Below are 25,907 nucleotides of genomic sequence, written 5' to 3'. Positions count from 1 at the left end.
GAGATTGAGCATTGGTGGTTTACCCTGAAGAATTGGATGCGGCAACGCTGGGATGAATTTGATAACTTTCGGGATTGTGTTGATGCTGCCTTCAAAGAATGTCCTAACGTGTATGCGTAGTGCTATAGGAGGCGATCGCACCCTGGCTCAAGTCACTGCCGATCCTTCTATAGGAACTACAGTCACGCTCAACGGCGATACCTTTGAAATCACGAATGGTACAACCGTTGGGGATAAAAATCTCTTTCATAGTTTCAGTAATTTCAGTATTCCCAATGGTGGAACCGCACACTTTGTCAATGCACCTGCGATTGTCAATGTTCTGGCACGAGTCACAGGTGGTAATCCTTCAGATATTCAAGGACTGATTCGGGCAGAGGGTAATGCAAATCTGTTTTTGATGAATCCCAATGGCATTTTATTTGGACCAAATGCACAGTTAGATCTGGGCGGATCGTTTGTGGCAACAACAGCGAATGCGATTCAGTTTCCTGGTGGTGCAGAGTTTGCGCAAAATACACCTGTGAGTGCGGGTAATTCACTGCTGAGTGTCAATCCTTCAGCTTTCTTGTTCAATCAAATTACCACGCAGCCTATCGAAAATAACTCAATAGCACCCGCAGGTTTAGATGAAGCAGGTAATTCAGGATATTTTGGTCTAAGAGTTCCAGATGGTCAAAATTTACTACTCGTTGGTGGAGATATAACCGCAGATAGCGGTGGAATTGTTGCTTTTGGTGGGCGCATTGATCTTGCAGCAGTAGCAGGAACAGGAACCGTAGGCTTAGAGTACGATGGCAACAATTTTAGTTTGTCAGTTCCTAATAATCTAGCTAGGGCTGATGTCTCTTTAACAAATGGTGCAGGGTTTATTGTTGCAGGTGGCGGTGGTGGCGATATTGCGATCTCTGCACAGAACATAAACATCTTGGAAGGAAGTGGTCTTTATGCAGGAATATTAAGCAATTTAGGTTCAGATGGTGCTCAAGCAGGAGATATCATACTAGAGGCTAGACGCTTGAGTATCAGCAATGGCGCACAAGTATCAGCTATCACTTTTGGCCAAGGACACGCAGGGAATTTAACAGTAAATGTTACTGATGCTGTAGAACTGATTGGAACTTCAGCAGATGGTCAATTTTCTAGTGGCTTATTTGCTCGAGCTGAACAAGGATCTGAGGGCAATGCGGGAAACATAACTGTTAAAACCAGACGATTACTAGTCCAAGATGGCGCGCAAGTATCAACTCGTTCTCGAGGTGAGGGACAAGCAGGAAATCTCACTATCAACGCTTCTGAGTCTGTAAAACTGTCAGGAACCTTAACAGGTACTGGAATGCGGAGCCGCTTAATTGCTGTAGGCTTCTCTGATGCTAAAGCTGCCGGAGATATAACAATTAATACGGGGCGATTGGTTATTAAAGGTGGAGCAATAGCAGTAGCTTCTACTTTTGGTGAAGGACAGGCAGGAAACTTGACAGTAAATGCTATTGATGCTGTAGAACTGAGTGGTATTTCTGCTGATGGGCAGTATAGAAGTACTTTGGCAGCTGAAACTTCTGGTACAGGAAAGGCTGGAGCTTTAAGTATTAATACCGGAAAGTTAATTATCAACGATGGGGCAATAGTATCAGCCTCTACTTTTAACGCGGGACAAGCAGGAGATTTAACGGTAAATGCTACTGAACGTGTGGAACTAAGTGGCATCTCAGTTAATGGGCAGTACAGGAGTGCTTTAGCAGCTGAAACTTATGGAACGGGAAAGGCTGGAGCTTTGAGTATTGATACCGGAAAGTTAATTATCAACGATGGGGCAATAGCAGCAAATTCTACCTTCGGCGAGGGGGCTGCTGGTAAAATGATTCTACGGGCTAACGATTCTATATCTCTCTCAAGAGGCTACATTTCAAGTAGTGTGGGAGGAGGAGCAATCGGAGATGGTGGAAATATTAATATCGAGACACGATCGCTTACTTTGATAAATGGCGGTCAAGTGGCAGCTGCTGTTTTTCGCGCACAAGGAGATGTACCTGGCGGACAGGGAAAAGGAGGAAGTATCCGCATCAATGCCTCTAATATTATTAGGGTTTCGGGAGTCGATCTAGAAGGTTTTTCTAGCGGACTGTTTACAAATACCCAGAGAGGCGCAAGCGGTCAGGGAGGAGAAATTATAGTTAATACTGATATCTTTCACATTGGGGATGGTGCAGTTGTTAATGCTCAAACTTCTAATCCTAGTAACGGGGGGAACATTACTATTAATGCTAGTAACCTTGAAGCTACTAGTGGTGGGCAAATATTAACAACTACTAGTAGTAGTGGAACTGCGGGCAGCATTACTCTGCATATTGCAGATAACCTCACTATTTCTGGCAGCGATCCCACTTTTACTAGTCGTCTTGCTCAGTTTAGCCAGGATGTAGTGAGCAATCAGGGTTCTGCTAGCGGCATCTTCGCTAACACTACCTCCAACTCCACAGGAAAGGGCGGCGGTATCAATATTGACACAACAACACTCGATTTAACTAATGGTGCTCAGCTATCTGCCCAAAGCCAAGGAACAGGCAGTGCAGGTAATATCACTGTCAATGCTACAGGTGAATTAAGTGCCAACAATAGCGAAATTACTACTGCTGCTACTCAATCAGGGGGTGGCGACATTACGATCGCTGCAAGTGACATCCGTCTGCGCAATGATAGTGACATTAGAACAGATCTCACCAGCAGCGCGGGAAGTGGCGGTGACATTAACCTAACTGCGGACTCAATCATTGCGTTTGATGATAGTGATATTTTGGCATCTGCACCTGAAGGTCAAGGCGGTAACATTACACTGAACACTCCTGTCTTCTTCGGCTTTGGCTATCGCCCAGGTAATTCAGAAACAGATTACGCTATCCTCGATGGTAATAATCGAGTTGATGTTAATGCTACTGGCGCGATCGCATCAGGTAACATCACTACACCAGACACCACATTTGTCCAAAACAGCTTGACAGAATTACCAGCAAACGTGATTGACACCGGTACGCTAGTTGCTAATAGTTGCATTGCTCGTAGTAGCGATCGCCAACAAGGTAATTTCATCATTACAGGTAATGGTGGATTGCCAACGCGCCCAGGAGACATTACAGCTTCATCCTACCCGACGGGTACTGTGCGTTCTATACCAAGTGATCGCGCTATTGATGCTAGCCGTCCTTGGCAAATCGGCGACCCTATTGTAGAACCGCAAGGTGCGTATCGACTGCCAAATGGTCAGCTTATTTTGAGTCGCGAGTGTAAATGAAAAGTTGCACTTATATCAAAGGTTTCTCCACTAAATAAACAACTCAGGCGATACGTGAAAGAACTCTGCTAATTTCTTAGCCAATCGCTTACTAACACCGCGCTTGCCACTGAGGATTTCTGAAGTAGCACCTTTAGAACCAACTAATTCTGCTAGTTCTGATTGACTCATATTATGCTCCTCCATTAGGTGCAGCAAAATAGATTGAGGAGTTGAGCCTTTGTGTTGATAATGCTCCTCTTCAAATTTTTCAACCAAAATCACCAAAAGATCCAAGAGAGTATCTTGCTCTGGAGTGCGGTTTTTTTCCGCCATTAACTTTTCAATGATCTCCAAATACTTCTCATTTTCTTCTTCAGTCTCTACTACTTTTGGTTGAAATTCTACCAGCAGGGAACCATATACGTTTTTATCAATAGTAAGGGTCATCTTTCCATTTCTCCTTGTCGTATTCTGCGTGAGTCAAAATGTATTTGACATAAACTATCTGCCTAGCATAATCAATACTTACTATGAGTCGATAGGTACTGCGCTTAATATTAAAAATCGTAAAGTTGCTAGTAAGATCAGCACTTGGAAAGACTTGACGCACTTCAGCTAAATTTCTCCATTCAGCTGATTTTACAATCCTGTACCAGTTATCTAAAGGAGTCTTTGCGTCTGAATGAATTTCATAAAATTCTTTTAGTTTTTTATTACTAATAACGTGCATGAATATTAGATAAAATAGCCTCTTTAAGTCAATTAAAACTAAGAAAAATAATCTAATATTCTTCTATGTTCACATTTCGTGAACAAGTTGTCAACAATAATATTATTAAGAGTGGATGACTTCTTTGGAATTTTGACACTTTTGGCGAGAGGCGATCGTGTCGAATTTTTTGATGAATGTCGTCGGTATCGCGCTGTTTGTCGCGGAAGAAAGTGCCGAGAGTTCATAGCCAGAGAAGATTTGAGCGATGTAAGATGCCAAATTATGAGTGTGCCGCGCACTTCGGTCTGAAATTTGCGTGCTAGGAAGTTCCACGCTATTTGGCGTAAATAGAAGGTTCGTGCAACCAGGGGCATCGTCATTGAAATACTTAACTAGTAAAAGTTTTAGCCATTTTTCTTAGATGATGATTGACCCCAGTTTCTCAGCCTCAAATATAAGTAAACTTAATATATTTTTTATGCGATTTGACAAAAAAACTCAAATCTGCATAGAGAAATTTAGAACCTGATAACAACAGATTCATTTATGCTTTGGGAGCAACTGGTATTACCATTACGGAGAAGATAATAAATGGTTAAACCGCCTCAAAGTATAGAAGAACTTGTAGAAAATTGGACTCCTCAAAACTTTTCAAAACGCTGATGATTCAAAAGGTCTTGGCAGAAGCCACTTGGATGAAGCAGATGAGACAAGAAGATTTCCGGGCATTATCACCGTTGATTTGGGTACATGTTAACCCTTACGGCACTTTCCGGCTGAATATGAACGAGCGATTACAAATTGATGCTGCTTAACTCTAGATTTTTTCTGAAACCTAATCTGGGTAAAATTTTCAGCCATCACGTGGCGGTAAATTAGCTCTTCGCTACTTTTACCCCGATCAGCTTCATCTTATTTTCGATTAAGTCTACTGCCTTGCACTAGCAATATTGCGACAGATTCCCGTCATGTCACCATTCAATCCATTACAAATTTGCTCTCTCGTCAAATACCCATCCGCAATCACTGTCTGCTGAACATTCGATTTATCCACTGCGCTCGGATCTAACAACACCGATGCTAACTGTCCTCTTGACTCCAACGCCGTCTGCCCATTCACCAACGCTCTCGAATCAATTCCATTGCTCAATGCCGCTACTATCTGCGCCGTCACTTGCGCCTGCTTCGCGATCGGTTTATAAACTGTCATTGCTTGGTCACCCGTGAGAATGTTCTGAATTCCTGTGACAGTCGCATCTTGTCCCGTCACCAACACCCTGCCGTCTAAATTTCGCGCCCGCAACGCCGCAATCACCGCATTCGCCATCCCATCATTTGCAACATAAGCAATCTGGACATTGTTCTTCTGCTGCATCAGAATTCCTTCCATACTCAATTGCGCCCGCGCACTATCCCAGTTCGGCGTATATTGATCAAAAACTAGATTGATCTCCTTGCTATCAATCAACGGCTGCAATGCTTTCAGCACACCTTCTCTGAACTGCAATGCGTTGTTATCCGTTTGCGCTCCATTGATCATTACAAGATTTGCACCTGGCTTCAAACCAAATGCACCTTTGCGAAACTGATCAACAATGTATTGTCCTTGTAGTTCGCCCACACGAGCATTGTTAAACGAAACATAGAAGGCAGTGTCCGGATCTTGGATCAAGCGATCGTAGGCAATCACCGGAACCTGACTTGCTTTCGCTCGTTGCACAATCACCGAAGCTTTATCACCATCCTGCGGACCAACTACAAGAATACAAGCACCCTTCGCTAGTGCAGCTTCTGCTTGGTTCTGTTGAGTGACCGCATTGTTGTTTGCATTGGCATATTGAATGGTGACACCTGGAATTGCTTGCTTAATTTCTTTTTCTAGCAAGGGATGATCGTAAGCCTCATATCTGACGGAAGAATCTGATTCCGGCAGCAAAATTCCAACATTCTTACATCCTTTCACCGCAGCAAATTGCGTAGTGTTTGTACCCGTAGATGAATTATCTGCAGTATTCGTGCCAGTAACGTTTCTAGCATTATTTTGATGACTACAAGCAGCAAGTACTAAAACACTCATTAAAGGGGAAAAACTACGAGCAAATCTAACCATCGTATTCATGTTCACCCTGTCCTAAAGTCTGATCGAGAATCGATAACGAATTTATGCCCCTTTCTCTTAATCAATCTTCAGAAACGGCTGCTGAGTCATTGCAACAATTTCTTCAAACTGAAACTGATCAACGAGGTAGGTTAAAGCCTTTGCTAAATCTGCTTGTGACTCTGGAATTTCTTTGATCAGTTGCCCAATTGCCTCTGCATCTACGCGAATTGCTGCTTGATGCAATTGGGTTCGCCAGGTGGGTGGCATATGGTTCAGATGGTCTATCTTAATCATTTTAGAAGGTTTGAGAACCGAGGTTGCGTTAATGGACAGCGGTTCTGGTTCTGCTGCATAGCGGTAGCGGACTCCTAAATACTGTGCGATTTTTTCAAAAATAATTTCTGAGCGAAACGGCTTTCGCACGAAATCATCACATCCCGCCGCTAACGCCTGATGTCGGTCTGCTTCAAAGGCGCTGCTTGTGATGGCAATGATGATCGTCGGAGATCCATTGTTTTGCTGCTGGGCACGAATCTGTTGTGCTGCTTGATAGCCATCTAACACAGGCATCCGCAAATCTAGGCAGATTAAGTGCGGCGACCAAGCTTTCCATTGCTTGATCGCGTCTTGTCCATTGATCGCCTCCTCCACCTCAAACCCAATCGGACGCAATAGCTCCACCAAGAGTTGGCGATTCTCAAGTTTGTCTTCCGCAATTAAGATGCGGTAAGTGGGTTGCTCTGGTTCTAACCCGATGACTTGACGTTGGCTCGACTGAATCAGGATGCCATCACTCTCGGCTAACTGTGCCTGAATCGTGAAGTGAAACGTCGAGCCAACTCCAACTTGACTTTCAACCCAGATTTCTCCGCCCATCAGTTGAACAAACCGACGGCTGATTGCTAAACCGAGTCCGGTGCCGTCTTGGGCTTGCAGGGGATGGACTTGCTGCGTCGCTTCAGTTTGAACAAAGGGATCAAAGATGCGATCGCGTTCCGTCGGTGCAATGCCAACGCCAGTATCGGATACCACGAAGTGAAACGTGGCGGTGTCAGGCTGCCATTGTACGCGCAGAACGATCACTCCGGTTTGGGTAAATTTGATGGCATTGCCTAGCAAATTTACCAGCACTTGACGCAGTTTACTTACGTCGGTGTGAACATACTGCGGCAGTTCGGGAGATTGTTCCACAATCAATTGCAGTCCCTTAGACTCTGCCTTAAATTGGAACATTTGTTGTAGGGTGCGGATGACAGCATGCAGATCGACATTGCTTTGGTTCAATGTGATGCGACCCGCTTCAATTTTCGACATTTCAAGAACATCATTGATCAACATTAATAGATGTTCTCCACTGCGGCTGATTGCATCTAAATGCTGTTGTTGCTGAGCGGTGAGCGAATCACCATAGTTTAGAAGTTGAGCAAATCCAAGAATGACATTCAACGGCGTTCGCAGTTCATGGCTCATATTCGAGAGAAAAACGCTCTTCGCTTTGTTCGCGGACTCAGCCGCTTCTTTGGCACATTGCAGTTCTTCTTGAGCTTTTTTCTGCTCAGTGATATCTCTCGTAATGATCAGCACTTCATTTTTTCCGCTGACAACGACTCGATTTTCCAAGTGTTGAATTTCCTGATTGTTGACTAACTGATGATCATAAACTTGTAGCTCGCCCGTTCGGAGTGCTTGCTGAATATAAGTCATTCGTTGATGTGCTAGTTTCGCAGGCAGGATCTCAAATACAGTCTTACCCACCACATCGCGCTCTGTATGATTTGCATAAGCTTTAAAATCCTTATTTGGAATAAAGTCTAAATACGTGCCATCGCGCCTTAAGCGCATCATCAAATCTGGAATAGCACTGAGTAAGGTGCGAAATTTTGTTTCGCTTTGTCGCAATGCCTGTTCTGAACGCCTCAGTTTGAGAATAATCGACGTAGCGATCGCGATCACCCCAACCGTACACAAAGCAAAAAACCAGAATCGGTAGAAGTCAATAGTTGTCAGCGCTCGTTGGTAAGACTGATAGTACGTTTGCGCGATCGCTTCGCTGGTGTCTCTGGTGGGAATAATCAAAATGCCATGAATGAGTGCTTCTCGGCGGGGCTGTCCTCGCAGAATCAGGCGGGCGTGTGCGATCGCCGTTTTCAATGGCTCATTGGATTGAGCGGCTTCTAGTGATTCTAGTTGTTCAATCTGTTGCACCAGTTGAGCCGAAAAATCCTCGTCTCCTAATACATCGAACAATAGAACGTTCTGAAGGAACGAATTTAGCTGTTCAGACTGGGATGAAGCAATCGTTATTTTTTCTGCTAACGTGCGAACCAGAATTGGAAAGTACGACAGCGAATTCTTCAAAACCGCATTTTGAGAATTGAACTGATTGATCAACGCTTCTTTGGCGTGTAAAAGTTCCCATTGGCGGCGCAGCAGTTGCTCTAAAGCAGCATGTTCTGTGGGAGCAACGAAGCTGGGAATCTGTTGCAGCTTGGCTTGAATCTGCTTCAGGTTAGCCGTTTCGCTGACGATGGGATCGTAGGAGGAAAGCTGTCCTAATCGTGCTTCCAAAATGCTCTGATTCAATCGTGCATCAACCTCTTGCGATTGACGTAAAAGTGTAAGATAGCGGCTATGTTGATGAATATCAAGGATGTTCGCTTTGTTCCACAACACCATCAATATGATCGCGAAACCGACCCATGCCAATGCGTTCCAATGCAGCAATCGAGAAAAGTGCCCTGCTCCATTGGATCGTCCTGAGCGATCGTTTTGCCTGGAACCAGCCACACGGGTCATGAGGCACTCCTTGAAGGTTCTCCGGTGAGCGTGTTCAGAAACTGGGCAATGCGACGAACGTGTGCTTGAGGAAGGGGACGACCGAGTTGATACTTTGCCATCACGGCGATCGCTTGTTCGAGCGTTTGAGCCGTGCCATCATGAAAATAAGGCGGTGCGATCGCGACATTTCTCAGGCTCGGAACCCGGAACACATATCGATCGTTCTCGCTGCCCGTCACGTTGTAGCGTCCATAGTCGGCAGCGGTAATGTTGCCGCAATCGGCGAAATAATTACCAATCACCCCAAACTTCTGAAACAAATTGCCGCCCACATTCACGCCTTGGTGACAACTGACGCAGCCATAACTTTTAAACAATCGATAGCCCTCTCTTTCTTCAACCGTTAACGCGGTGTAATCGCCGCGCAGAAACTGATCAAAGCGGGAGTTCGGCGTATCGAGCGATCGCTCGTAAACCGCGATTGCATCGATCACATTAGGCAAGGTGATGCCATCGGCATAAATGACGTTAAACAGTTGTACGTAGTCGGGTGCTTGCTGAAGTTTCGCGATCGCCTGTTCCCAAGAAATTCCCATCACGTTCTGATCTAACCCCTCGATCTGAGCCTCTAGCGTCTCAAACCGTCCATTCCAACTAAACCGGAAATTGTGGGCGACATTAAAAACCGTCGGGGTGTTTACCTGCATTTGCACCCCAGTTGCTCCGATGGATCGAGATTGTCGATCCGCCCCTCCGAGATCAAGCCGATGACAACTGAGGCAAGATACCTGATTATCGATAGAAAGGCGAGTGTCAGCAAAGAGTTTTTCTCCTAACTGTACTTTGTTGGTATCCAGTGCGACTTGCAGGGGAATCGGTTGAATTGGCTCGTTCTGTGAGCTAGGGATGACGATTTCTGGCTGAGTTGATATGACAATCTGGGCAGGTTGCAACCGTTGCCATAACAGTGCGCTGAGGATTGCAGTTCCAATGAGTCCAAGCAAAGCGATCCAGCGTTGAGGTTGTCGCTTCCGCAAAAATTGAAATCGTCGATCGAGATCATCTAATCCCATGTCACTCACCTTTGGAAGTTTGTGGAAACGAGGATTCCTCATTGGTAAGAAGTATTATAATGGTCAATTGATAATCTCAGGTTGAGTTATGCGTAAATTCTCAACGAAAGGAGATATTCTTATTGTTGATGACACTCCAGATAATTTACGATTGTTGTCAACGATACTCAGTGAACAGGGCTACAAAGTCCGGAGTGTAATCAACGGCTCATCAGCCTTGATGGGGGCACAGGCGCAACCACCGGATCTGATTTTGCTTGATGTGAATATGCCAGGTATAGATGGCTACGAGGTCTGTCGTTTACTGAAAGATCAGGCACAGACGATCGATATTCCGGTCATTTTTATTAGTGCTTCCCACGAAGTGATTGATAAAGTCAAAGCCTTTTCAGTGGGGGGTGTTGATTATATTTGTAAACCGTTCCAGGTTGAAGAAGTCCTCGTTCGGATTGAAACACAACTTTCGCTCCGCCGCCTTCAAGCAAAATTGCAACAAGCCTTAGCCCACGAGCGATCACTAAACCAACAGATTGAAGCAATGGCAGCCATTGAGGAGCGTAATCGCATTGCCCGCGAGATTCACGACTCGCTAGGACATTCCCTGACGGCACTAACCGTGCAGCTACAAGCCGCCAGCAGTGTGTTACAAACTGACCCCGTCCAAGCCCAGGTTTTTCTAACTCAGGCGCACCAGTTAAGCAAAACTGCAATGCAGGAAGTCCGCCAATCCGTCAAGGCACTGCGGGTCGATCAACCAGCCCAACAATCTTTAGAAGCAATGATCTTGGATTTGGCGGAAGGGTTTCGACAGGTTACAGGAATTACCCCAATCGTTCAGATTGATCTCAAAAAATCTGTTTCTTTATCCGTATCGACAACGGTTCATCGAATTGTGCAAGAAGCATTAACGAACATCTCTAAACACGCCCAGGCAACTCAGGTACAAATTGATTTGGTAACGATTCACCAAGCCAGCGGAGATTGCCTTTGCTTAACGCTCAAGGATAACGGCAAAGGATTTGATTGCCATCAGCATACCGCTGGATTTGGACTGCAAGGGATGCAAGAACGAGTGGCTGCCTTAGCGGGAGAACTCCACTTAACGACAGCCCTCGGAACAGGTTGCCAAATTGAGGTCAGATTTCCATTACCTGAGCGTGCTCTATGATTCGATTGTTACTTGTCGACGATCAAAGCTTAATTTGCCAAGGGCTACAGGCAGTTTTGGCTCAAGAAGCCGATTTGCAAGTGGTGGGTTCTGCGGGAAATGGAGAGGCTGCGATCGCTCAGGTTTCCGCCTTGCAGCCGGATGTTGTGCTAATGGATATCCGAATGCCTGTGATGACTGGCATTGAAGCAACTCGATTGATTGTGGAGCAGTTTCCCAATACTAAGGTATTAGTTTTGAGTACCTTCGATGACGATCGCGATATTGCTCAGGCGATGCGGGCTGGTGCAAAAGGCTATTTGCTCAAAGATATGCCTGCTCCAGAACTGATCGAAGCTATTCGTTTCGTTTATCGGGGCTATTGTCAAATGGCTCCAGGATTAATGGAAAAGCTGTTAACCAATGTTCCAGACAACGATTCGGATCAGCAGAACATCGCAGAGGAAGTTAAACAGCTACCGGCTAGAGAACGCGATGTATTGTGCTTAATCGGTCAAGGATGTACAAACCGCGAAATTGCAACTCAACTCCACTTGGCAGAAGGTACAGTCAAGACTTATGTAACGCATTTACTGAATCGATTGGCGCTGCGGAATCGATCGCAGCTTGCCATCTATGCGAACTCGATCAGCGCAACTCTGAAAGAACTCCCTCGATGCTGAACGGTTAGAAATTGCGATCAACATTCACGAAACCTTTGAGGAAGCTAGAAAACCACTGGCTTCCGAGCAATTGCTTTGCTCGGTTTTTTGGCTGTCAAGCAAGGGGCATTGCTAATTTACAAAAGGCTTAAGTAATTATACTCAGTCCATCAACGAATGTTAACCGGATTGACTTTACTTCGTTGCATGGGAGTCGAGACGTTCTTCAGATGTTTCTCTTGGGATGAATCTCTACGATTAAGACAGTTAAGCAAAGAGTTTAGCTGACCACGAAACCATACACAAAGGAAGAATCAAAATGTCCCAAGCAAATGTTGAACAATTTATCCAACAAGTAGCACAAGACGCAGCCCTGCAAGAGCAGTTGAAGTCAACCACTGCGACGGAGGACTTTCAAACCAAGATGGTCGATCTGGGTAAACAGAAGGGTCTTAGTTTTGCTGAAAATGATGTTGCATCGTACATGAAAACTCAAGCAACTCAAACAATCGGGCGCAGTCCTAATGAGAAACTGACGGAAGAGGAATTGGAAACTGTAGCAGGAGGTCTGACACCTGCTACGATCGGTGCTGCCAATCTTACTTTCGCCATCTATCGGTACACCAAGTCCTAACTTTGCGATCGCAAAAGTTGCAAGTACGAACTCATTGAGTTAACTCAAAAATCTGCGGAGGCTCGTTGAGTAAAGAGCCTCTTCAGTTCCTTCTGGTAAACATGAAAGGATGCAATGAAATGATAGAATCCGCTTTCACAACAATTATTACCAATGCCAGATCTCTTTCCGAATGTTGCAACTTTGGTGAGAGGACTCAAGCTAATCAATATCTGGAGAATTGGTGTCAGGTTGTAGCTCAAGGAGATTGGGAAACTTTTCGGAAGCGACTGCAATGGGATGGAATAGAGATTGACATAGCACGTTCAAGTCCAAGCTCGGTTGCTGTTGCTGAGAAGGAGACGTTACCAGATTGGGCAACAACCTTAAAAGATATTATTGCAACTGCCTCTCAATGGCAATCAAAACTTGGACAACCTCAATTATTGATCGCGAATGACACACTCCCACTCAGCATTCATTCTGAAAATCCACTTCCCTTTGAAGATTTATTGCTGCCATTGATTCATGTAGCGCGGCAGAAGCTATTGGCTCATTTGAATGTAGACTTATGCGATCGCAACTTACTATTAGAAGTTCTCTTGCCAGAGGCATATCTAAAACTAGAGCGATCGTTGCTCATTTCGCTCGCTAATTTCTGCGATAAGACTTTAGAAAAGGAGTTTTATCACTTTCGTCCCTTCGGATACCGTCTACTCAGTTTTACAGAAATAAAAACAGAACTTGAGCCAAAGACAACTTATTATCAAGCCTTTGTAAAAAGCCTATTACAAGATGGGCTACTCACTTTCTTTCAAAAGTATCCAGTACTGGGAAAATTAATCGCGACTCGAATAGATTTCTGGGTAGAATCAACGGCGGAATTTTTGCAACGTTTGAAGACAGATATTCCTGAAATCCAGCAGATGTTTCAGCCTGAGCAAAAGAGTGAAAAAAATCTAGTAGCTTACCCATTAGGAAAAGTTACTGAAATAAAAGCAAATCTATCTGATCCGCATCAGCGCGGGCGCTGTGTGATTGGTCTGACTTTTAAATCAGGACTAAAGCTAATTTATAAACCCAAGAACTTAGGGTTAGACCTTGCCTATCAGCAGCTTTTAGAATGGTTCAATCAACAGAATGCACCGTTGGCTTTCAAAACTCTAAAGGTACTCAATCGCTCAAATTATGGCTGGGTAGAGTACGTTGAGCAATCACCCGTTGAAGATGAGTTGGCAGCACAGCGTTTCTATCAACGGTCAGGGATGCTACTGTGCTTATTTTATGTTTTGAATACAACCGATTGTCACTACGAAAATTTAATTGCCTGCGGCGAACATTTGGTGCTGATCGACATGGAAACATTAATCCACCATGATGCCCGTGATATGGAAGAATCGCTTGAGAAACAGCTTCAAACATCTGCTGATCACTTGTTGAATGAATCAGTGCTTCGCAGTGGGTTGTTACCTCGTTGGGGTTTCAATAAAAACGAACCTGCTCCCTATGATATCAGTGGTTTGGGAAGCATTGATGCAGACGCAGCACTCAGCGATCGCGTCCTAGTCTGGAAATTGATCAATACAGACAATATGCACCGAGCCTATGAAACGGTGTCGTTACCTCCTGAGAAAAATGTCCCCATGTTGAATGGGATACCGTTATCTCCCAACCAATATCTTGATGAAATCGTTGCGGGGTTTCGTCAAATGTATCGCTTCTTGATCCAGCACCGTAAAGCGCTTCTAGCGGAGAATAGCCCCTTAGCTAGCTTCTCTGGGCAGCAGGTACGATTTGTTTTCCGTGCTACTAAAGCTTATGCTGTCATTCTCCAAAGCCTTCTAGAACCGGAATATTTGCAAAATGGGTGCGATCGCAGCATTGAACTAGATATCCTATCTCGTGTTTTTCTGACCTGTCAAAATCAACCTTCAGCTTGGTCAATCCTATCCTCAGAATTGCAGGCAATGGAGCAGTCAGATATTCCTTATTTTGCTGCCAAATCAGATAGCGATGCCCTAACAGTTGGATTAGAACAACCGCTTTCAGGATACTTTAAAGCACCCTGCTACGCTCAAGTAATCTCTCGATTGCTAGAGCTTGACGAAACAGATTTAATTCGGCAAGTGGCAATTATTCGAGGTAGCTTCTATGCTAGAGCGGCGCGCCTACTCCATCTTGAAGAGAGCAAAATCGCTAAAACTGCCGAGGAGCAGCGTTCAGACATCGCTACGGTTTTTGAGCAGCCCGGTGTTGTTCCCTCAACTCACTTAACGAGTCACCCCTTCCTGACTGCTGCTTATGACATCGCGGCGAAAATCTGCTCTCACGCAATTGAAGATACATCAGGGAATATTTCCTGGATTGGCTTAAGCTATGTCCCGACTGCCGAGCGATTTCAACTTCAGGTGATCAACGAAGGTTTTTATGATGGTAAGTGCGGTGTTGCCCTGTTTCTAACCGCTTTAGATAGTTTGAATGGCAGCAGCAAATTTCGCCACTGGGCTTTAGGTGCTTTACAGAGTACCCGTCAAATATTGCAAATCGCGAATCGGGAACCCACACAAAAACGAATTCAGCGAATTGGAATTGGGGGCGCTAGTGGGCTGGGTTCAGTGATCTATTCTCTGACCAAAATCAGCCAGTTCCTCAAAGAAGACTTCCTCTTAGAGGATGCTCTCAATGCTGCTAACTTAATCACAGCGGAACTCATCAGTACAGATAAACAGTTGGACGTTGCTGCTGGAGTATCAGGAGCAATTTTAGGATTGTTAGCCCTTTATGACCAGACGGCAAATTCAGCAGTGTTGTCCAAAGCGATCGCGTGTGGTCAACATTTACTCTCGGCTCAAGTCAACCTTCTCGGTTCTCCAAAAGCTTGGAAACTAACTGAAGCAAGACCGTTACCTGGCTTCCTTCACAGCGCGTCTGGCATTGCTTACGCTTTGTTGCGTCTTTATTCTGTAACGGATGATCGGGCTTATTTAGAGGCAATCTATGAAGGAATCGCCGACGATAGTCTACTGATCGATCGATCAAGTGGTTGCCATGATTGCGCTGGAATGCTTCTTGCACGATTAGGCATTGGGTCGATCTTAAAGACTGAAGCAATTCATCAAGATGGTGAAGCAGCTTTGCAAGCCATTCAGAAGCATCCCTTACACGCTGTCGATCATCTTTGCGGCGGTAACTTTAGTCGTATCGAAACATTGCTGGTTGCCGCCCAAACGTTAGCTCGTCCTCAATTGCGGAAGGTTGCTCAAGACCAAGCTACTTGGGTCGTATCAAGAGCAGCCGCAGGGGCATATCAACTGTTCGCTAACTTGCCGAACGATGTGTTTGATCCCAGTTTCTTTCATGGAACTGCTGGGATTGGTTATGGATTACTAAGGCTGGTTAATCCAGCAGCAGTGCCTTCAGTACTGCTGTGGGAGTAAGTCAAAAGCTATCTACTGTCTTGATTGATCAATTTTTGAAATTTAGTAACAGGTAAAAAACATGAGCAGCATTCAGCTTCAGTCACCAATTCATGCAACGGGTTGGGTACAGGACAAACCGGATGATCGGGATAAGACAAATTATATTGAGGTGTTGACCGAGCTACCAACATCGGTAGATTTGAGAGAATGGTGTTCGCCGATTGAACATCAGGGCAATCTGAATTCCTGTACAGCCCATGCCGCGATCTCATTAGTCGAGTATTTTCAAAGGCGAGCCTATGGAAATGATTTTAATGCATCTAGGCTCTTCCTCTACAAAGTGACCAGAAACTTGCTGGGGTTCACTGGCAATTCTGATGCTTTTTCCAGAGATACCATGAAAGCGCTCGCGATCTTCGGCGTACCTCCCGAAGAATACTGGGCTTACGATGAAGCGAAATTAGACGAGGAACCTCCAGCTTTCTGCTATAGCTATGCCAGTCGATATCGAGCCATGGACTACTATCGGATTGATATCAAAAATAGGACAAGAGATGTAGTTTTGCAGCAAATCAAGGCAAATCTTGCCGCCAATCGTCCTGTCATGTTTGGAATGTTGTGCTACCAAAGCTGTATGTTCCAGGCTCAAACTACGGGAAAAATACCAGTTCCTACTGATTCTGATCTAAGGATTGCAGGTCATAATATGGCAGCCGTTGGTTACGATGACACTATCAAAATTAAGAACATCGATGAGACAGGGATGGAAACGACAGGAGCGCTTCTCATCAGAAACTCTTGGGGAACCGAGTGGGGTGAGAGCGGTTATGGTTGGCTCCCTTATGAGTATGTATTAAAACACGATCGACCAACTTTTTCTCTACTATCAATGGATTGGTGGACGATGTTGAAACAGGACTGGCTAGATACAGGGGACTTTGAAATCAAGAAGTAAGGTATCCAGGCGATCTAGAGCTTCATCATCACTGCAACGAGCATCTCATCCCCCTCGTAGTTGCATAGAATCAGCATCTTCTCTCTATCCTTTCCTAAATAGCACTACCCCAAATCTCAAACAACAATCCGTCACAGCAATTTTGTAGTAGTTCACCACGTTAATTCTGCTGACTAATTTCTTTTCTCAGCACTCAGCACTTTCTCCACCCGGCAAATTAAACTTGGTCAAGTAGTAGTGTTCTATCTCAAAGTTTACAAGAAAGACCGTCAAACTTTGAGCAGAAGTGAACAGAAGTGACTTGAACGAATTGAGCAAGATTCTGAAATTAATATATCTTCAGAGTTAGCCGAGATAAGACAAAAAAGAAGTGACTTGAACGAATTGAGCAAGATTCTGAAATGAAGAAGTATCTACTAAGTACCTAAATTGCCCTGAATAATTGAGCCAAAGATTTCATTTAAATTACAAGGAGACAACAATGACGACGACTCAAGAATCGCTTTCTGCGAGCAAACCCACGCCGAAAAGTATCTTCGCTAGCAGGACATTTTGGGGAGCGCTGCTAACGCTGCTAGTTGCGATCGCGCCTAAGGTCGGCGAGATGGTTGATAACAAAAAGGTTGACGGAGCAAGCATTTCTCAGCTTGTCGTACTCTTTGGAACAAGTACGCTGACAATCCTGGGGCGGATTGACGCGAAACGACCGATTTACACACCTGATGGGTTGCCTGGACTAAATAAATCTGATTTTCAAAGCTGATCTTTAGTTAGAAAAGAAAAAGCTTTATGTTTGCATCAATATCAATTTAGGGCGTTGATTCCCTGACGAGCGTTGCCTCTGATAGTTTAGTTCAAAATGCTATGTCTCTATTAGAGAGTAAACCTTTATTCTGAGGACGCTACTTCAGCGGTGCTACTTATGACGCTCTCTTCAAACCATCGTTGACCATTGTCAGAGTTGATTTCTTAAGTATTGAATCATGCGTATTCAGTTAAACTCGTCTTCTCAATCCAGACAATTGCCCCGTGATCATCTAGCACCCGATCGCTATATTGATCCGAATTGCTGCACTCTTCGTGATGCTGTACAACAGTTATCGATCGATAATCAGGCAGATATTCCTTTCATGGTTTGGCTGGTTGAGCATCCCCATAGCCCGATCGCTTTACCCGGCAAGATTAGTCTTTATGGGCATGATAGCCTTCACGCCATTCTCAACCGAGGGCATTCTCTTACGGATGAAGTATTTGTCGGCGGTTTTACGATGGGTAACACGACTCAAGCAAATTGGATACATCAACTCCTGTACAAGCTTGTTTCATTACTAAAAAGTATGCCTCCCCTGGGAACTCTTCCAATCCTTTGATGCAGACTTCAGCTACGGTCGGTCAATCCCCTTGAGAAATTTGCATCAAACTGATTTCAGCGCTTATCAAAATTGCACCGTTTTACAAGTCAGGCAGCAGCTTGGTATTAACCAACCCTTTCAAAGAGGTATTCCTACCATGTCACAGAACAATCAAGTGCAGCAGTCATTTTTAGAGAAGAAGCGACTGCGAGACCAAAAGATTCCCCACTTGCTGCAACAAGTGGAACGCCAACCCCCAGTGGCAGCTATAGAAACGAGAACCCGCAATCGAGATCGTCTAGACGATCTCGTCCAATATCCGAATCGGTTGAGCCAACTTGCACTTGCAGCCAACCCTCCCGAAAAACCTCAGTCTGTCAGTCCTGATGCTGCGTTACAGCGTTTGCTTGAAGGCAATCAGCGATTTGTGGATGGAGCGTACCAAAACCTACAGCAATCACAATCGCGCTTCCAAGAAACAGCATCTGCTCAATATCCGTTTGCCTCGATTTTAGGCTGTGCGGATTCTAGAGTACCAACCGAAATCATTTTTGACCAAGGCGTGGGGGATCTATTCGTCATTCGACTGGCGGGAAATGTAGCCAGCCAAACCGCGATCGGCAGTTTAGAATTTGCCACATCAGTACTTGGAACACAACTCATTGTTGTTGTTGGGCATAGCGATTGTGGTGCAGTCGCGGCAGCCGTCAAAGGAGAACTACTGCCAGGTCAAATTGGCGGTTTTCTTGAGAACATTAAACCAACCGTTGCTCGTGTGAAAGATAAAACGGGCGACTTAAAAGCAAATACGGTGATTGCAAATATTCAGTATCAGGCACAGAAACTTGCTGAGAGTTCAACAATTTTGGCTGGCTTGATCCAGGCAGGCAAGCTCAAAATTGTAGGTGGTCAGTATGATTTGCGAACTGGAAAGTTCACGATCGTCACTTGATGAACAGGCGGAACATAATGAACATTAACAATAACGGAACTAAGTAGATGGGCGCAATTAAATGTAAGTTCGGGAACTCTTCCAATGCTTTGATGCAGACTTCAGCTACGGTCGGTCAATCCCCTTGAGAAATTTGTATCAAACTGATTTCAGCACTTATCAAGCATTGCACCGTTTCACAAGTCAGGCAGCAGCTTGGCATTAACTAACCCTTCAATGTATGAATAGACAAGCAAGCACGTTTCCCAACCACCCATCCTGGCTAGAGCGCAATGTCGCAGCTTGCAATCTATGCTAACTCCATGAGCGCAACTCTGAAGGAACTGCCTCGATGCTGAACGGTTAGAAGTCGCGATCGCACATTCACGAAACCGTTGAGGAAGTAAGAAAACCACTGGCTTCCAAGAAATTGCTTGGATCAAGTTTTTGGCTGTCAAGCCAGGGGCGTTGCTCATTGACAAAAGACTTAAGTAATTATACTCAGTCAGTCAACGAATGTTAACTGGATTGATCTTACTTTAGTTGAGTGGGGTCGAGACGTTCTTCAGATGTTTCTCTTGAGATGAATCTCTACGATAAAGACAGTTAACCAAACGGCTACGTTCTACAACGCTAGAGCAAATTCAACAAGTTTTACCTATTTTCAACAAGGAGAAACACCAATGCAAAGCGAGACAAGTCTGCCAGATTCCGTGAAGAATGCTGTGTTTCAGGAGATTGAACGTCAGACGGATGTCGATCCTAACACCTTGAAAGTGATTCGGACGGAATACCGAGTATGGAGCGATAGTTGTCTTGGTATACAGAAGCCAGGAGTCCTTTGTTTACAAGTATTGACTCCAGGCTGGAGCGTGGAGGTTGAAGGCAAGAATCAGCGTTGGGTATATCATACCGATCAAACGGGGACATCTGTGATAGAAGCTGGAGCATGGAGCGAATCATCAGGAAGTTCCACGTTACTTCTAGAATGACTTGCAACTTAAGGATAAGCCCCTGGAACGCATAAGCTATTGCTCTGTTGGGTAAGACCAAAGCCACTTAGCTGAATAGCCTCGTTCCAAACTTGGAAGTAACTTGCCGCGCATGTTGCTGTATTGCAAGAGCGATCGCTCTAATCTAAAAGCATAGAAGCAAAGCAAACAAGCTCAACTTTCTAGCCACAAGGGAACAACGCTTAATCGGTCAACTAGTACCATTTGTCCATCAATCAAGTAATCACTAAATTCAGGAGACCCGAAAATGCAGCAAGAAATCATTGAAACGCAAGCTGTTATGACTTGCAGCGTGGAGGAAACTCGCGATTGGTATGCATGGAACAACTTGATGCCACCTCAACCCGATGACTTTCATGTTGTGGGTGAGGTGAAAGTGAATAACACGCAAATTGTACCAATGCTTTTCCCGAAAGAACCCCAGGGAATCAATCCCGAAATTCTGATGTTACAACTCATTTTGATTCAACAGCCAGGTGTTGGGCTACCAGTCATCACATGGGTACAAGCACGATATGACAAAGTTCTTTTGAACAGTACCTACAAACGAGTCGAGATCTTCTGCGAAGACGAGAAGATTGCAGATGTTCCTGTCGAAGACATCCATTAGAATTTGCGTGTGAATACTTTAACTAGAGACCGATCGAACGTTTCTAGTGCAGCGATCGCAATACAAAACTCAACGAATGCACTATCTGGATTGCAATCTCTTTCCTCTGAAACCCTCGGCGATCCTCGGATTTGCATCGCTGTTCTAGATGGTCCCGTTGACCAATCTCATCCGTGCTTTGAAGGCGCGAATCTCACTCAGCTTCAAACTCTAGTTTCGGGTTTTGCCAAGTCTGGATCTGTTGCACAACACGGAACGCATGTTGCCAGTATTATTTTTGGACAACCGAGCAGTTCTGTTCCTGGAATTGCTCCTGGTTGTCGGGGTTTGATTGTTCCCGTGTTCGCAGATGGTCAAGGAGGGTCTTTAGCACCTTGTTCACAACTTGATCTGGCACGCACAATTACCCAAGCTGTGGAGCAAGGAGCCAATGTCATTAACATTAGTGGCGGTCAGTTGACTCAATCGGGTGAACCTGATCCCTTCCTCACGAACGCGATTCAATTGTGTAGAGATAACAATGTTCTCATTGTTGCTGCAACTGGAAACGATGGATGTGCTTGTCTGCATCTTCCTGCCGCGATCGCATCTGTACTTGCTGTCGGAGCAATGGATGCTCAATCCCAGCCAATGGGGTTTAGTAATTGGGGCGAAGCTTATCAAACAAACGGGATTCTCGCTCCTGGTGAAAACATTTTAGGTGCAGTTCCGGGTGGTGGAACTAAAACAATGAGTGGCACCAGCTTTGCAACCCCGATCGTATCTGGCATTGTTGCATTGCTGCTCAGTCTGCAATTGAAACAAGGCAGCAAACCCGATCCGGAAGCGGTGCGTGAGGCGATTCTGCAAAGTGCCTTGCCCTGTCCACCACCGAGTTCAGACTGTCAACGCTTTTTAGTCGGAAGTCTTAATGTCCCTGGCGCACATGCCCTGATTACCAAAGGAGAAAATTTAGTAATGATTGCCCAAAACCAGGAGGAAGCCATGATCCAACCCAGCGCAACAGTTCAAGAATCCACTCCTGTATTAGAGATGAGCCAACCCGAAGAAATGAATCATTCTATCTTAGAAACTGCAACCGCTATCGTACCCTCTGCTGCAACCGTCCCTCAGCAGAATGTGGTTCCTGCTGTTACCCCTTCTGGCGCAGAAGGAGAGTGTTCTTGTGGCGGTGGAAAAGGGAAACAGGTTCAACTCGTCTATGCGCTGGGAGAACTGGGAACTGATTTTGGTAGTGAAGCCCGTCGAGATTCGTTTACTCAGATGATGCCTGCCAATATGAGCTTGCTGGACTATCTTGAGCAAAACCCTTACGAATCCCAATCGCTGATTTGGACACTGAACCTCGATGCTACACCGATCTACGCGATCATGCCTGCGGGTCCGTATGCCAGCCTGGTTTACGATCGATTGCGATCGTTCTTGCGGGATGAGAACATCGAGCGGGTTTCGATTCCAGGATACATCTCAGGCAGTATCGGGCTGATGTCGGGTCAAACGGTTCCAGTCGTGGTTCCAGAAATCCGAGGTATTTATGGATGGTCGATCGCTGCCCTGATTGAACAATTGATGCAAGTCAATTCAACCGGAGCATCGGAGCAGGACTATCGGAACAAGTTTCAAGAATACTTAGAGCGGATCTACTATGAATTCCGCAATCTGGGTGTAACTCCTCAAGAACGAGCGCTCAACTTCTCAGCCACCAATGCGTTCCAGATTGCCGATGTAATGTCTACGGGTACGGCTGCGGATGTGGGTCTGGATACGATTACGGTGGAGAAAAGCCCGATTTGTCGTCCCGATTCCGAGTGCTACGACGTGAAAGTCAAGTTCTTTAATCTACAGGACAGCCGTAGGGCTGGAAAAATCTTCCGGTTCACGGTTGATGTCAGTAATGTGATTCCGGTCTCGATTGGTCGAGTTCGTTCCTGGTCTGTTGCTAGCTAACTGGCACAAGAATAAAGTATTCTTTCGGGCTGTGTCTGTCCGTTATCAGACACGACTTGACCTGTGAGGGAGAGATTTTCTCGATCGCACCTCGCAGAACAAACACTCAAACCTAAAACAAGGAGAAACAATCATGAAACTTCCAATTCAAGCTCAACCCATCTTGAGAAAAGCTAGCACCGCAAAAATTATCAGCACGGGTATAGTTACTTCTGTATGGTGGGGTCCTCGTCCCTGTAACTGCACCATTCCGTGCCGGACAAGTCAAGAGGCGTGTGAGTCTTGTATTTCTGCCTGTTTGCCAATTGGATGGTGACAGGGATAGGAAATCCAGTGGCTCCAAGGGCGGTTGACATTTCCACTCGGCAAACCGTCCGAGCGGCGCGGTGCAGGTCTTGAATTCAATGCTTCCAACTTGTGAAGTGCTTTTGGATTAAAGACTTGTAAGTCAGTAGTAACAGAAAAAGTTTATTTGCATCTGTTACTACTTGCTATCTCTTTGAGATTGAGTACGATCGCGGCTCTCGTCAGGTGCGTTAACGCGCGTGAAACGCGCCCCTATCATTCAATTCGGTGGGTTACGCACTTCGCTAACCCACCCTACATTTGAGGTTGATGTTAATATGGTTCACTTTGGCATTCTCTGTCCGGCTGCGAGTGGTCATCTCAATCCGATGACCGCCCTGGGATACGAACTGCGTCAGCGAGGGCATCAGGTCACGGTGGTCGGGCTTCTCGATGCAAAATCGAAAGCGTTGGCAGCAGGATTGGACTTTCGGGCGATCGGTGAAGTCGCTTTTCCATTTGGGGCAATTCCAAACGCGGTCGCTAAACTGGGTCAACTAGAAGGGTTAGCTGCCTTTCGCTATACCGTCGAGTTGTTTAAGCAAACCACGCTGACGCTGCTACAAGAAGCTCCTGCTGCGCTGCAAAGTGCAGGTGTGGAAGCCCTACTGATCGATCAGACTTCATCTGGAGGTTCCACCGTCGCTGAGTTTCTGGATCTTCCATTTATCAGTGTGTGCTGTGCCCTGATGCTGAATCGAGATCCCAATGTTCCGCCTTTCAATACGACTTGGAACTATCATGCGGCTGGATGGGCAAGAATCCGCAATCAACTGGGTCACGAGTTGATGAGTCGAATTGCTCGCCCGATTATCAACGAAGTCGTTGCCCATCGACAACGCTGGAATCTACCCACTTATCGCCACCCCAATGATGCCTTCTCTAAGCTGGCGCAACTCTGTCAACAGCCTGCTGAATTTGAGTTTCCAAGGCAGCACTTACCCGCCTGCTTTCATTTCACGGGACCGTATTCCAATCCAGCGAGTCGGGAACCGTCATCCTTTCCCTTTGAGCAGTTGACCGGAAAGCCCCTCATCTATGCCTCTCTCGGCACAATACAAAACCAGTTGCTCGGAACGTTTCAGGTGATTGCAGAAGCCTGTCAGGAACTGGATGCTCAGTTAGTCATTGCGCTAGGGGGTGGGAGTAAACCAGAGTCACTTCCAGCGCTTCCAGGATCTCCCTTAGTGGTCGAGTATGCTCCTCAATTAGAACTATTACAGCGGGCGACGCTGACCATTACTCACGCGGGAATGAATACCACATTGGAATCTCTGGCAAACGGGGTGCCAATGGTGGCAATTCCGATCGCGAATGACCAACCAGGGGTTGCGGCTCGGATTGCCTGGACGGGAACCGGAGAGGTAGTGCCGCTAAAGCGATTAAGCTCATCTAAGCTGCGGAGTGCAATCGGGCGAGTCTTGAGCGAGAAGACTTATCGAGAGAACGCGCTCAGAATGCAAGTGGCGATTCGACAAGCTGGAGGAATCAAGAGGGCGATCGACATTGTTGAGCAGGTTGTGGCAACCGGGAAGCCAGTGCGCTCACGACTCTCATAGAGTGCGTCAACGCGCGTAAAATGCACCCTTCTATTATCGAACTCAGTAGTAAATATTAATGTTTCTGTGTGCAAAAAGAGCTATCGATCGAACCGTCTATTGCACCAGAATTTCCCTCAAGAGTTTATGCAGAGGTCCTTCAATAGGGCAGTACTCTATCATGTCTCAGGAGTAACTCATGCTTAACAGTTTTCAAACCATCAATCCTTATCTTGATCCGGATGTCAATACTGCATCTGAGAATTCTCAGATTGATGCATTTCTGAATTACTTCCAATCGAATGAGCAACATAAACGCTATCGTTCGTTTACTCAGCTTTTTGTATTTGGCGATAGTCTCTCGGATGCCAGCAATACCTTCATGCTCACGAAAAAGGAGCTTCGACAGGGGCTGCCTCCTACACCACTTTACTTGTCAGGACGGTTCTCCAATGGTCCCGTTTGGGTTGAATATCTTGCCCGCTTTCTCAAACTGCCGAGCCACTGCCATATCAACTTTGCAGCTTCAGGCGCAACAACAGGCGATGCGAATACCTTTCCTATCCAGTCCTGCGGTTTGCCAGGATTGAAACAACAACTGGATGCATTCATCACGTCACTTGAGGGTGAATCAGCCGATCGAGAAGCGCTTTACATTCTTTGGGCTGGCGCAAACGACTACCTGGGCAACAATGTGACCAATCCAACGATTCCGATCGCAAACCTCATGAATGCAGTCAAACTACTTCTCACTATCGGTGCCCAACAGATCATGCTCGTGAACTTGCCTGACTTAGGAAATCTGCCAAAATTCCGCAAGAATAGCCGGATATCCGCTACGCTCAATGCTTTGACGACTGCTCATAACGCTGCGTTAGCAGGAGCGATCGAAGCATTGTGTCAGGAGATTTCTTCTGATACTGTGGATATCATTCTTTTTGATGTAAATTCTCTGGTTAAACAGATCTTTACTCAACCGGGAAAATTTGGTTTTACAAATGTTCTGGATGCTGAGATGATTAGCGTAGCCAAGTTCGAGGGCTATACTGAGCGATTCTTGTTCTGGGATGTGATTCATCCAACAACATTCACACACTTAACGTTTGCAAAAACAGCTACGTCTTTATTGATACCAAAGATGACTCTAGTTCAACAACCACGGTGATAGAACAATGAATCTCAAACATTATGCGATCGCGCTCTTTGTTTGGCGTTGCTGAATGAACAGTGGATTAAGTGGCTAGGGGAAGTGTTTTAAATCTTAAATAGTGCATCAGTAGCCGGACTGAATATCGTAACATCTCAAGAGATTTGGCGTTGCTGAATGAACAGTGGATTAAGTGGCTAGGGGAAGTGTTTTAAATCTTAAATAGTGCATCAGTAGCCGGACTGAATATCGTAACATCTCAAGAGATTTTGAGTAACAAAGAGTGGCTCGAT

Annotated in this window: 22 protein-coding genes and 3 pseudogenes; 18 read left to right on the top strand and 7 right to left on the bottom strand. The window is 45.5% G+C overall.

The window, feature by feature from the left end; all coding sequences use genetic code 11:
- Together IQ230_RS22995 and IQ230_RS22990 are read left to right on the top strand one after the other, a co-directional pair.
- A pseudogene (locus IQ230_RS22995) lies at nucleotides 1–120 on the top strand (IS630 family transposase); the annotation flags it as partial.
- Nucleotides 113–3,289, top strand: coding sequence for a two-partner secretion domain-containing protein (locus IQ230_RS22990; RefSeq protein ID WP_193934554.1), 3,177 nt, complete (start codon nucleotides 113–115; stop codon nucleotides 3,287–3,289). The pseudogene IQ230_RS22995 and the gene IQ230_RS22990, both read left to right, overlap by 8 nt.
- A 30-nt stretch (nucleotides 3,290–3,319) precedes the next feature.
- On the opposite strand, the gene IQ230_RS22985 is transcribed toward IQ230_RS22990, so the two are convergent.
- Nucleotides 3,320–3,718: a helix-turn-helix domain-containing protein gene (locus IQ230_RS22985; protein ID WP_193934553.1), complete on the bottom strand. Its 399-nt coding sequence runs from the start codon at nucleotides 3,716–3,718 to the stop codon at nucleotides 3,320–3,322.
- Complete coding sequence (locus IQ230_RS22980; protein WP_193934552.1) at nucleotides 3,702–4,001, bottom strand: type II toxin-antitoxin system HigB family toxin; 300 nt, start codon at nucleotides 3,999–4,001, stop codon at nucleotides 3,702–3,704. The genes IQ230_RS22985 and IQ230_RS22980 overlap by 17 nt, the downstream gene beginning before the upstream one ends.
- A 111-nt stretch (nucleotides 4,002–4,112) precedes the next feature.
- Here IQ230_RS22980 and IQ230_RS22975 point away from each other — a divergent pair, with 111 nt between their 5' ends.
- Nucleotides 4,113–4,292, top strand: a complete 180-nt coding sequence (locus IQ230_RS22975; protein WP_193934551.1) for a hypothetical protein — start codon at nucleotides 4,113–4,115, stop codon at nucleotides 4,290–4,292.
- A 347-nt stretch (nucleotides 4,293–4,639) separates the two neighbouring features.
- A pseudogene (locus IQ230_RS22970) lies at nucleotides 4,640–4,798 on the top strand (Tn3 family transposase); the annotation flags it as partial.
- Between the two features lie 113 nt (nucleotides 4,799–4,911).
- On the opposite strand, the gene IQ230_RS22965 reads toward IQ230_RS22970, so the two are convergent.
- From IQ230_RS22965 to IQ230_RS22955, 3 genes are read right to left on the bottom strand one after another with little or no spacing between them, the layout of a single operon-like run.
- Nucleotides 4,912–6,102: a sugar ABC transporter substrate-binding protein gene (locus tag IQ230_RS22965; protein ID WP_228055258.1), complete on the bottom strand. Its 1,191-nt coding sequence runs from the start codon at nucleotides 6,100–6,102 to the stop codon at nucleotides 4,912–4,914.
- A 57-nt stretch (nucleotides 6,103–6,159) separates the two neighbouring features.
- Nucleotides 6,160–8,880, bottom strand: a complete 2,721-nt coding sequence (locus IQ230_RS22960; RefSeq protein WP_193934550.1) for a DAHL domain-containing protein — start codon at nucleotides 8,878–8,880, stop codon at nucleotides 6,160–6,162.
- Nucleotides 8,877–9,977: a cytochrome-c peroxidase gene (locus IQ230_RS22955; RefSeq protein WP_228055257.1), complete on the bottom strand. Its 1,101-nt coding sequence runs from the start codon at nucleotides 9,975–9,977 to the stop codon at nucleotides 8,877–8,879. Before IQ230_RS22955 ends, IQ230_RS22960 begins: the two co-directional genes overlap by 4 nt.
- Before the next feature lie 46 nt (nucleotides 9,978–10,023).
- Here IQ230_RS22955 and IQ230_RS22950 point away from each other — a divergent pair, with 46 nt between their 5' ends.
- From IQ230_RS22950 to IQ230_RS22915, 8 genes are all read left to right on the top strand, one after another.
- A complete protein-coding gene (locus IQ230_RS22950) occupies nucleotides 10,024–11,103 on the top strand; it encodes an ATP-binding response regulator (protein WP_193934549.1) in 1,080 nt (359 codons plus the stop codon).
- A complete protein-coding gene (locus IQ230_RS22945; RefSeq protein ID WP_193934548.1) occupies nucleotides 11,100–11,765 on the top strand; it encodes a response regulator transcription factor in 666 nt (221 codons plus the stop codon). The genes IQ230_RS22950 and IQ230_RS22945 overlap by 4 nt, the downstream gene beginning before the upstream one ends.
- Nucleotides 11,766–12,063: 298 nt before the next feature.
- Nucleotides 12,064–12,378: a Nif11-like leader peptide family natural product precursor gene (locus IQ230_RS22940; RefSeq protein ID WP_193934547.1), complete on the top strand. Its 315-nt coding sequence runs from the start codon at nucleotides 12,064–12,066 to the stop codon at nucleotides 12,376–12,378.
- A gap of 119 nt (nucleotides 12,379–12,497) precedes the next feature.
- Nucleotides 12,498–15,794, top strand: coding sequence for a type 2 lanthipeptide synthetase LanM family protein (locus IQ230_RS22935; protein WP_193934546.1), 3,297 nt, complete (start codon nucleotides 12,498–12,500; stop codon nucleotides 15,792–15,794).
- Nucleotides 15,795–15,855: 61 nt separating this feature from the next.
- Nucleotides 15,856–16,731, top strand: coding sequence for a C1 family peptidase (locus tag IQ230_RS22930; RefSeq protein ID WP_193934545.1), 876 nt, complete (start codon nucleotides 15,856–15,858; stop codon nucleotides 16,729–16,731).
- 481 nt (nucleotides 16,732–17,212) lie between these two features.
- The gene (locus tag IQ230_RS22925) at nucleotides 17,213–17,494 is read left to right on the top strand and encodes a hypothetical protein (protein WP_193934544.1); all 282 of its coding nucleotides are present in this window, start codon (nucleotides 17,213–17,215) and stop codon (nucleotides 17,492–17,494) included.
- 259 nt (nucleotides 17,495–17,753) lie between these two features.
- Complete coding sequence (locus tag IQ230_RS22920) at nucleotides 17,754–18,101, top strand: hypothetical protein (RefSeq protein ID WP_193934543.1); 348 nt, start codon at nucleotides 17,754–17,756, stop codon at nucleotides 18,099–18,101.
- A 139-nt stretch (nucleotides 18,102–18,240) separates the two neighbouring features.
- Nucleotides 18,241–19,035 (top strand): carbonic anhydrase, encoded by a 795-nt coding sequence (locus tag IQ230_RS22915; RefSeq protein WP_193934542.1) that lies wholly within the window; start codon nucleotides 18,241–18,243, stop codon nucleotides 19,033–19,035.
- A 176-nt stretch (nucleotides 19,036–19,211) separates the two neighbouring features.
- On the opposite strand, the gene IQ230_RS22910 is transcribed toward IQ230_RS22915, so the two are convergent.
- A complete protein-coding gene (locus IQ230_RS22910; RefSeq protein WP_193934541.1) occupies nucleotides 19,212–19,490 on the bottom strand; it encodes a hypothetical protein in 279 nt (92 codons plus the stop codon).
- A 207-nt stretch (nucleotides 19,491–19,697) separates the two neighbouring features.
- On the opposite strand from IQ230_RS22910, the gene IQ230_RS22905 reads away from it, so the two are divergent.
- The 6 genes from IQ230_RS22905 (at nucleotide 19,698) to IQ230_RS22880 (ending at nucleotide 25,632) form a co-directional block, all read left to right on the top strand.
- The gene (locus tag IQ230_RS22905; RefSeq protein WP_193934540.1) at nucleotides 19,698–20,006 is read left to right on the top strand and encodes a hypothetical protein; all 309 of its coding nucleotides are present in this window, start codon (nucleotides 19,698–19,700) and stop codon (nucleotides 20,004–20,006) included.
- Nucleotides 20,007–20,274: 268 nt separating this feature from the next.
- Nucleotides 20,275–20,637, top strand: a complete 363-nt coding sequence (locus tag IQ230_RS22900) for a hypothetical protein (RefSeq protein ID WP_228055256.1) — start codon at nucleotides 20,275–20,277, stop codon at nucleotides 20,635–20,637.
- Between the two features lie 9 nt (nucleotides 20,638–20,646).
- Nucleotides 20,647–22,584 (top strand): PatA/PatG family cyanobactin maturation protease, encoded by a 1,938-nt coding sequence (locus IQ230_RS22895; RefSeq protein ID WP_193934539.1) that lies wholly within the window; start codon nucleotides 20,647–20,649, stop codon nucleotides 22,582–22,584.
- A 133-nt stretch (nucleotides 22,585–22,717) separates the two neighbouring features.
- On the top strand, nucleotides 22,718–22,900 hold the full coding sequence (locus IQ230_RS22890) for a hypothetical protein (RefSeq protein ID WP_193934538.1): 183 nt from the start codon (nucleotides 22,718–22,720) through the stop codon (nucleotides 22,898–22,900).
- Nucleotides 22,901–23,207: 307 nt separating this feature from the next.
- A complete protein-coding gene (locus IQ230_RS22885; protein ID WP_193934537.1) occupies nucleotides 23,208–24,488 on the top strand; it encodes a glycosyltransferase in 1,281 nt (426 codons plus the stop codon).
- 178 nt (nucleotides 24,489–24,666) lie between these two features.
- Nucleotides 24,667–25,632 (top strand): SGNH/GDSL hydrolase family protein, encoded by a 966-nt coding sequence (locus IQ230_RS22880; RefSeq protein ID WP_193934536.1) that lies wholly within the window; start codon nucleotides 24,667–24,669, stop codon nucleotides 25,630–25,632.
- 171 nt (nucleotides 25,633–25,803) lie between these two features.
- On the opposite strand, the pseudogene IQ230_RS22875 reads toward IQ230_RS22880, so the two are convergent.
- Nucleotides 25,804–25,907, bottom strand: a pseudogene (locus IQ230_RS22875) (IS1 family transposase); the annotation flags it as partial.

The sequence above is a fragment of the Gloeocapsopsis crepidinum LEGE 06123 genome (assembly GCF_015207655.1).
Taxonomy (GTDB): Bacteria; Cyanobacteriota; Cyanobacteriia; order Cyanobacteriales; family Chroococcidiopsidaceae; genus Gloeocapsopsis; species Gloeocapsopsis crepidinum.
The sequence above is the reverse complement of the archived record's forward strand: the minus strand, read 5'-3'. Positions and strand labels throughout refer to the sequence as shown.

What these genes read in the sequence shown, in the direction of transcription:
- IQ230_RS22890 (WP_193934538.1), top strand. Translation starts at nt 22,718, where the DNA reads ATGAAACTTCCAATTCAAGCTCAACCCATCTTGAGAAAAGCTAGCACC.
- IQ230_RS22985 (WP_193934553.1), bottom strand. Translation starts at nt 3,718, where the DNA reads ATGACCCTTACTATTGATAAAAACGTATATGGTTCCCTGCTGGTAGAA.
- IQ230_RS22935 (WP_193934546.1), top strand. Translation starts at nt 12,498, where the DNA reads ATGATAGAATCCGCTTTCACAACAATTATTACCAATGCCAGATCTCTT.
- IQ230_RS22945 (WP_193934548.1), top strand. Translation starts at nt 11,100, where the DNA reads ATGATTCGATTGTTACTTGTCGACGATCAAAGCTTAATTTGCCAAGGG.
- IQ230_RS22955 (WP_228055257.1), bottom strand. Translation starts at nt 9,977, where the DNA reads ATGAGGAATCCTCGTTTCCACAAACTTCCAAAGGTGAGTGACATGGGA.
- IQ230_RS22980 (WP_193934552.1), bottom strand. Translation starts at nt 4,001, where the DNA reads ATGCACGTTATTAGTAATAAAAAACTAAAAGAATTTTATGAAATTCAT.
- IQ230_RS22915 (WP_193934542.1), top strand. Translation starts at nt 18,241, where the DNA reads ATGTCACAGAACAATCAAGTGCAGCAGTCATTTTTAGAGAAGAAGCGA.
- IQ230_RS22925 (WP_193934544.1), top strand. Translation starts at nt 17,213, where the DNA reads ATGACGACGACTCAAGAATCGCTTTCTGCGAGCAAACCCACGCCGAAA.
- IQ230_RS22885 (WP_193934537.1), top strand. Translation starts at nt 23,208, where the DNA reads ATGGTTCACTTTGGCATTCTCTGTCCGGCTGCGAGTGGTCATCTCAAT.
- IQ230_RS22905 (WP_193934540.1), top strand. Translation starts at nt 19,698, where the DNA reads ATGCAAAGCGAGACAAGTCTGCCAGATTCCGTGAAGAATGCTGTGTTT.
- IQ230_RS22960 (WP_193934550.1), bottom strand. Translation starts at nt 8,880, where the DNA reads ATGACCCGTGTGGCTGGTTCCAGGCAAAACGATCGCTCAGGACGATCC.
- IQ230_RS22910 (WP_193934541.1), bottom strand. Translation starts at nt 19,490, where the DNA reads ATGAGCAACGCCCCTGGCTTGACAGCCAAAAACTTGATCCAAGCAATT.
- IQ230_RS22930 (WP_193934545.1), top strand. Translation starts at nt 15,856, where the DNA reads ATGAGCAGCATTCAGCTTCAGTCACCAATTCATGCAACGGGTTGGGTA.
- IQ230_RS22940 (WP_193934547.1), top strand. Translation starts at nt 12,064, where the DNA reads ATGTCCCAAGCAAATGTTGAACAATTTATCCAACAAGTAGCACAAGAC.
- IQ230_RS22965 (WP_228055258.1), bottom strand. Translation starts at nt 6,102, where the DNA reads ATGAATACGATGGTTAGATTTGCTCGTAGTTTTTCCCCTTTAATGAGT.
- IQ230_RS22990 (WP_193934554.1), top strand. Translation starts at nt 113, where the DNA reads ATGCGTAGTGCTATAGGAGGCGATCGCACCCTGGCTCAAGTCACTGCC.
- IQ230_RS22900 (WP_228055256.1), top strand. Translation starts at nt 20,275, where the DNA reads ATGCAGCAAGAAATCATTGAAACGCAAGCTGTTATGACTTGCAGCGTG.
- IQ230_RS22950 (WP_193934549.1), top strand. Translation starts at nt 10,024, where the DNA reads ATGCGTAAATTCTCAACGAAAGGAGATATTCTTATTGTTGATGACACT.
- IQ230_RS22880 (WP_193934536.1), top strand. Translation starts at nt 24,667, where the DNA reads ATGCTTAACAGTTTTCAAACCATCAATCCTTATCTTGATCCGGATGTC.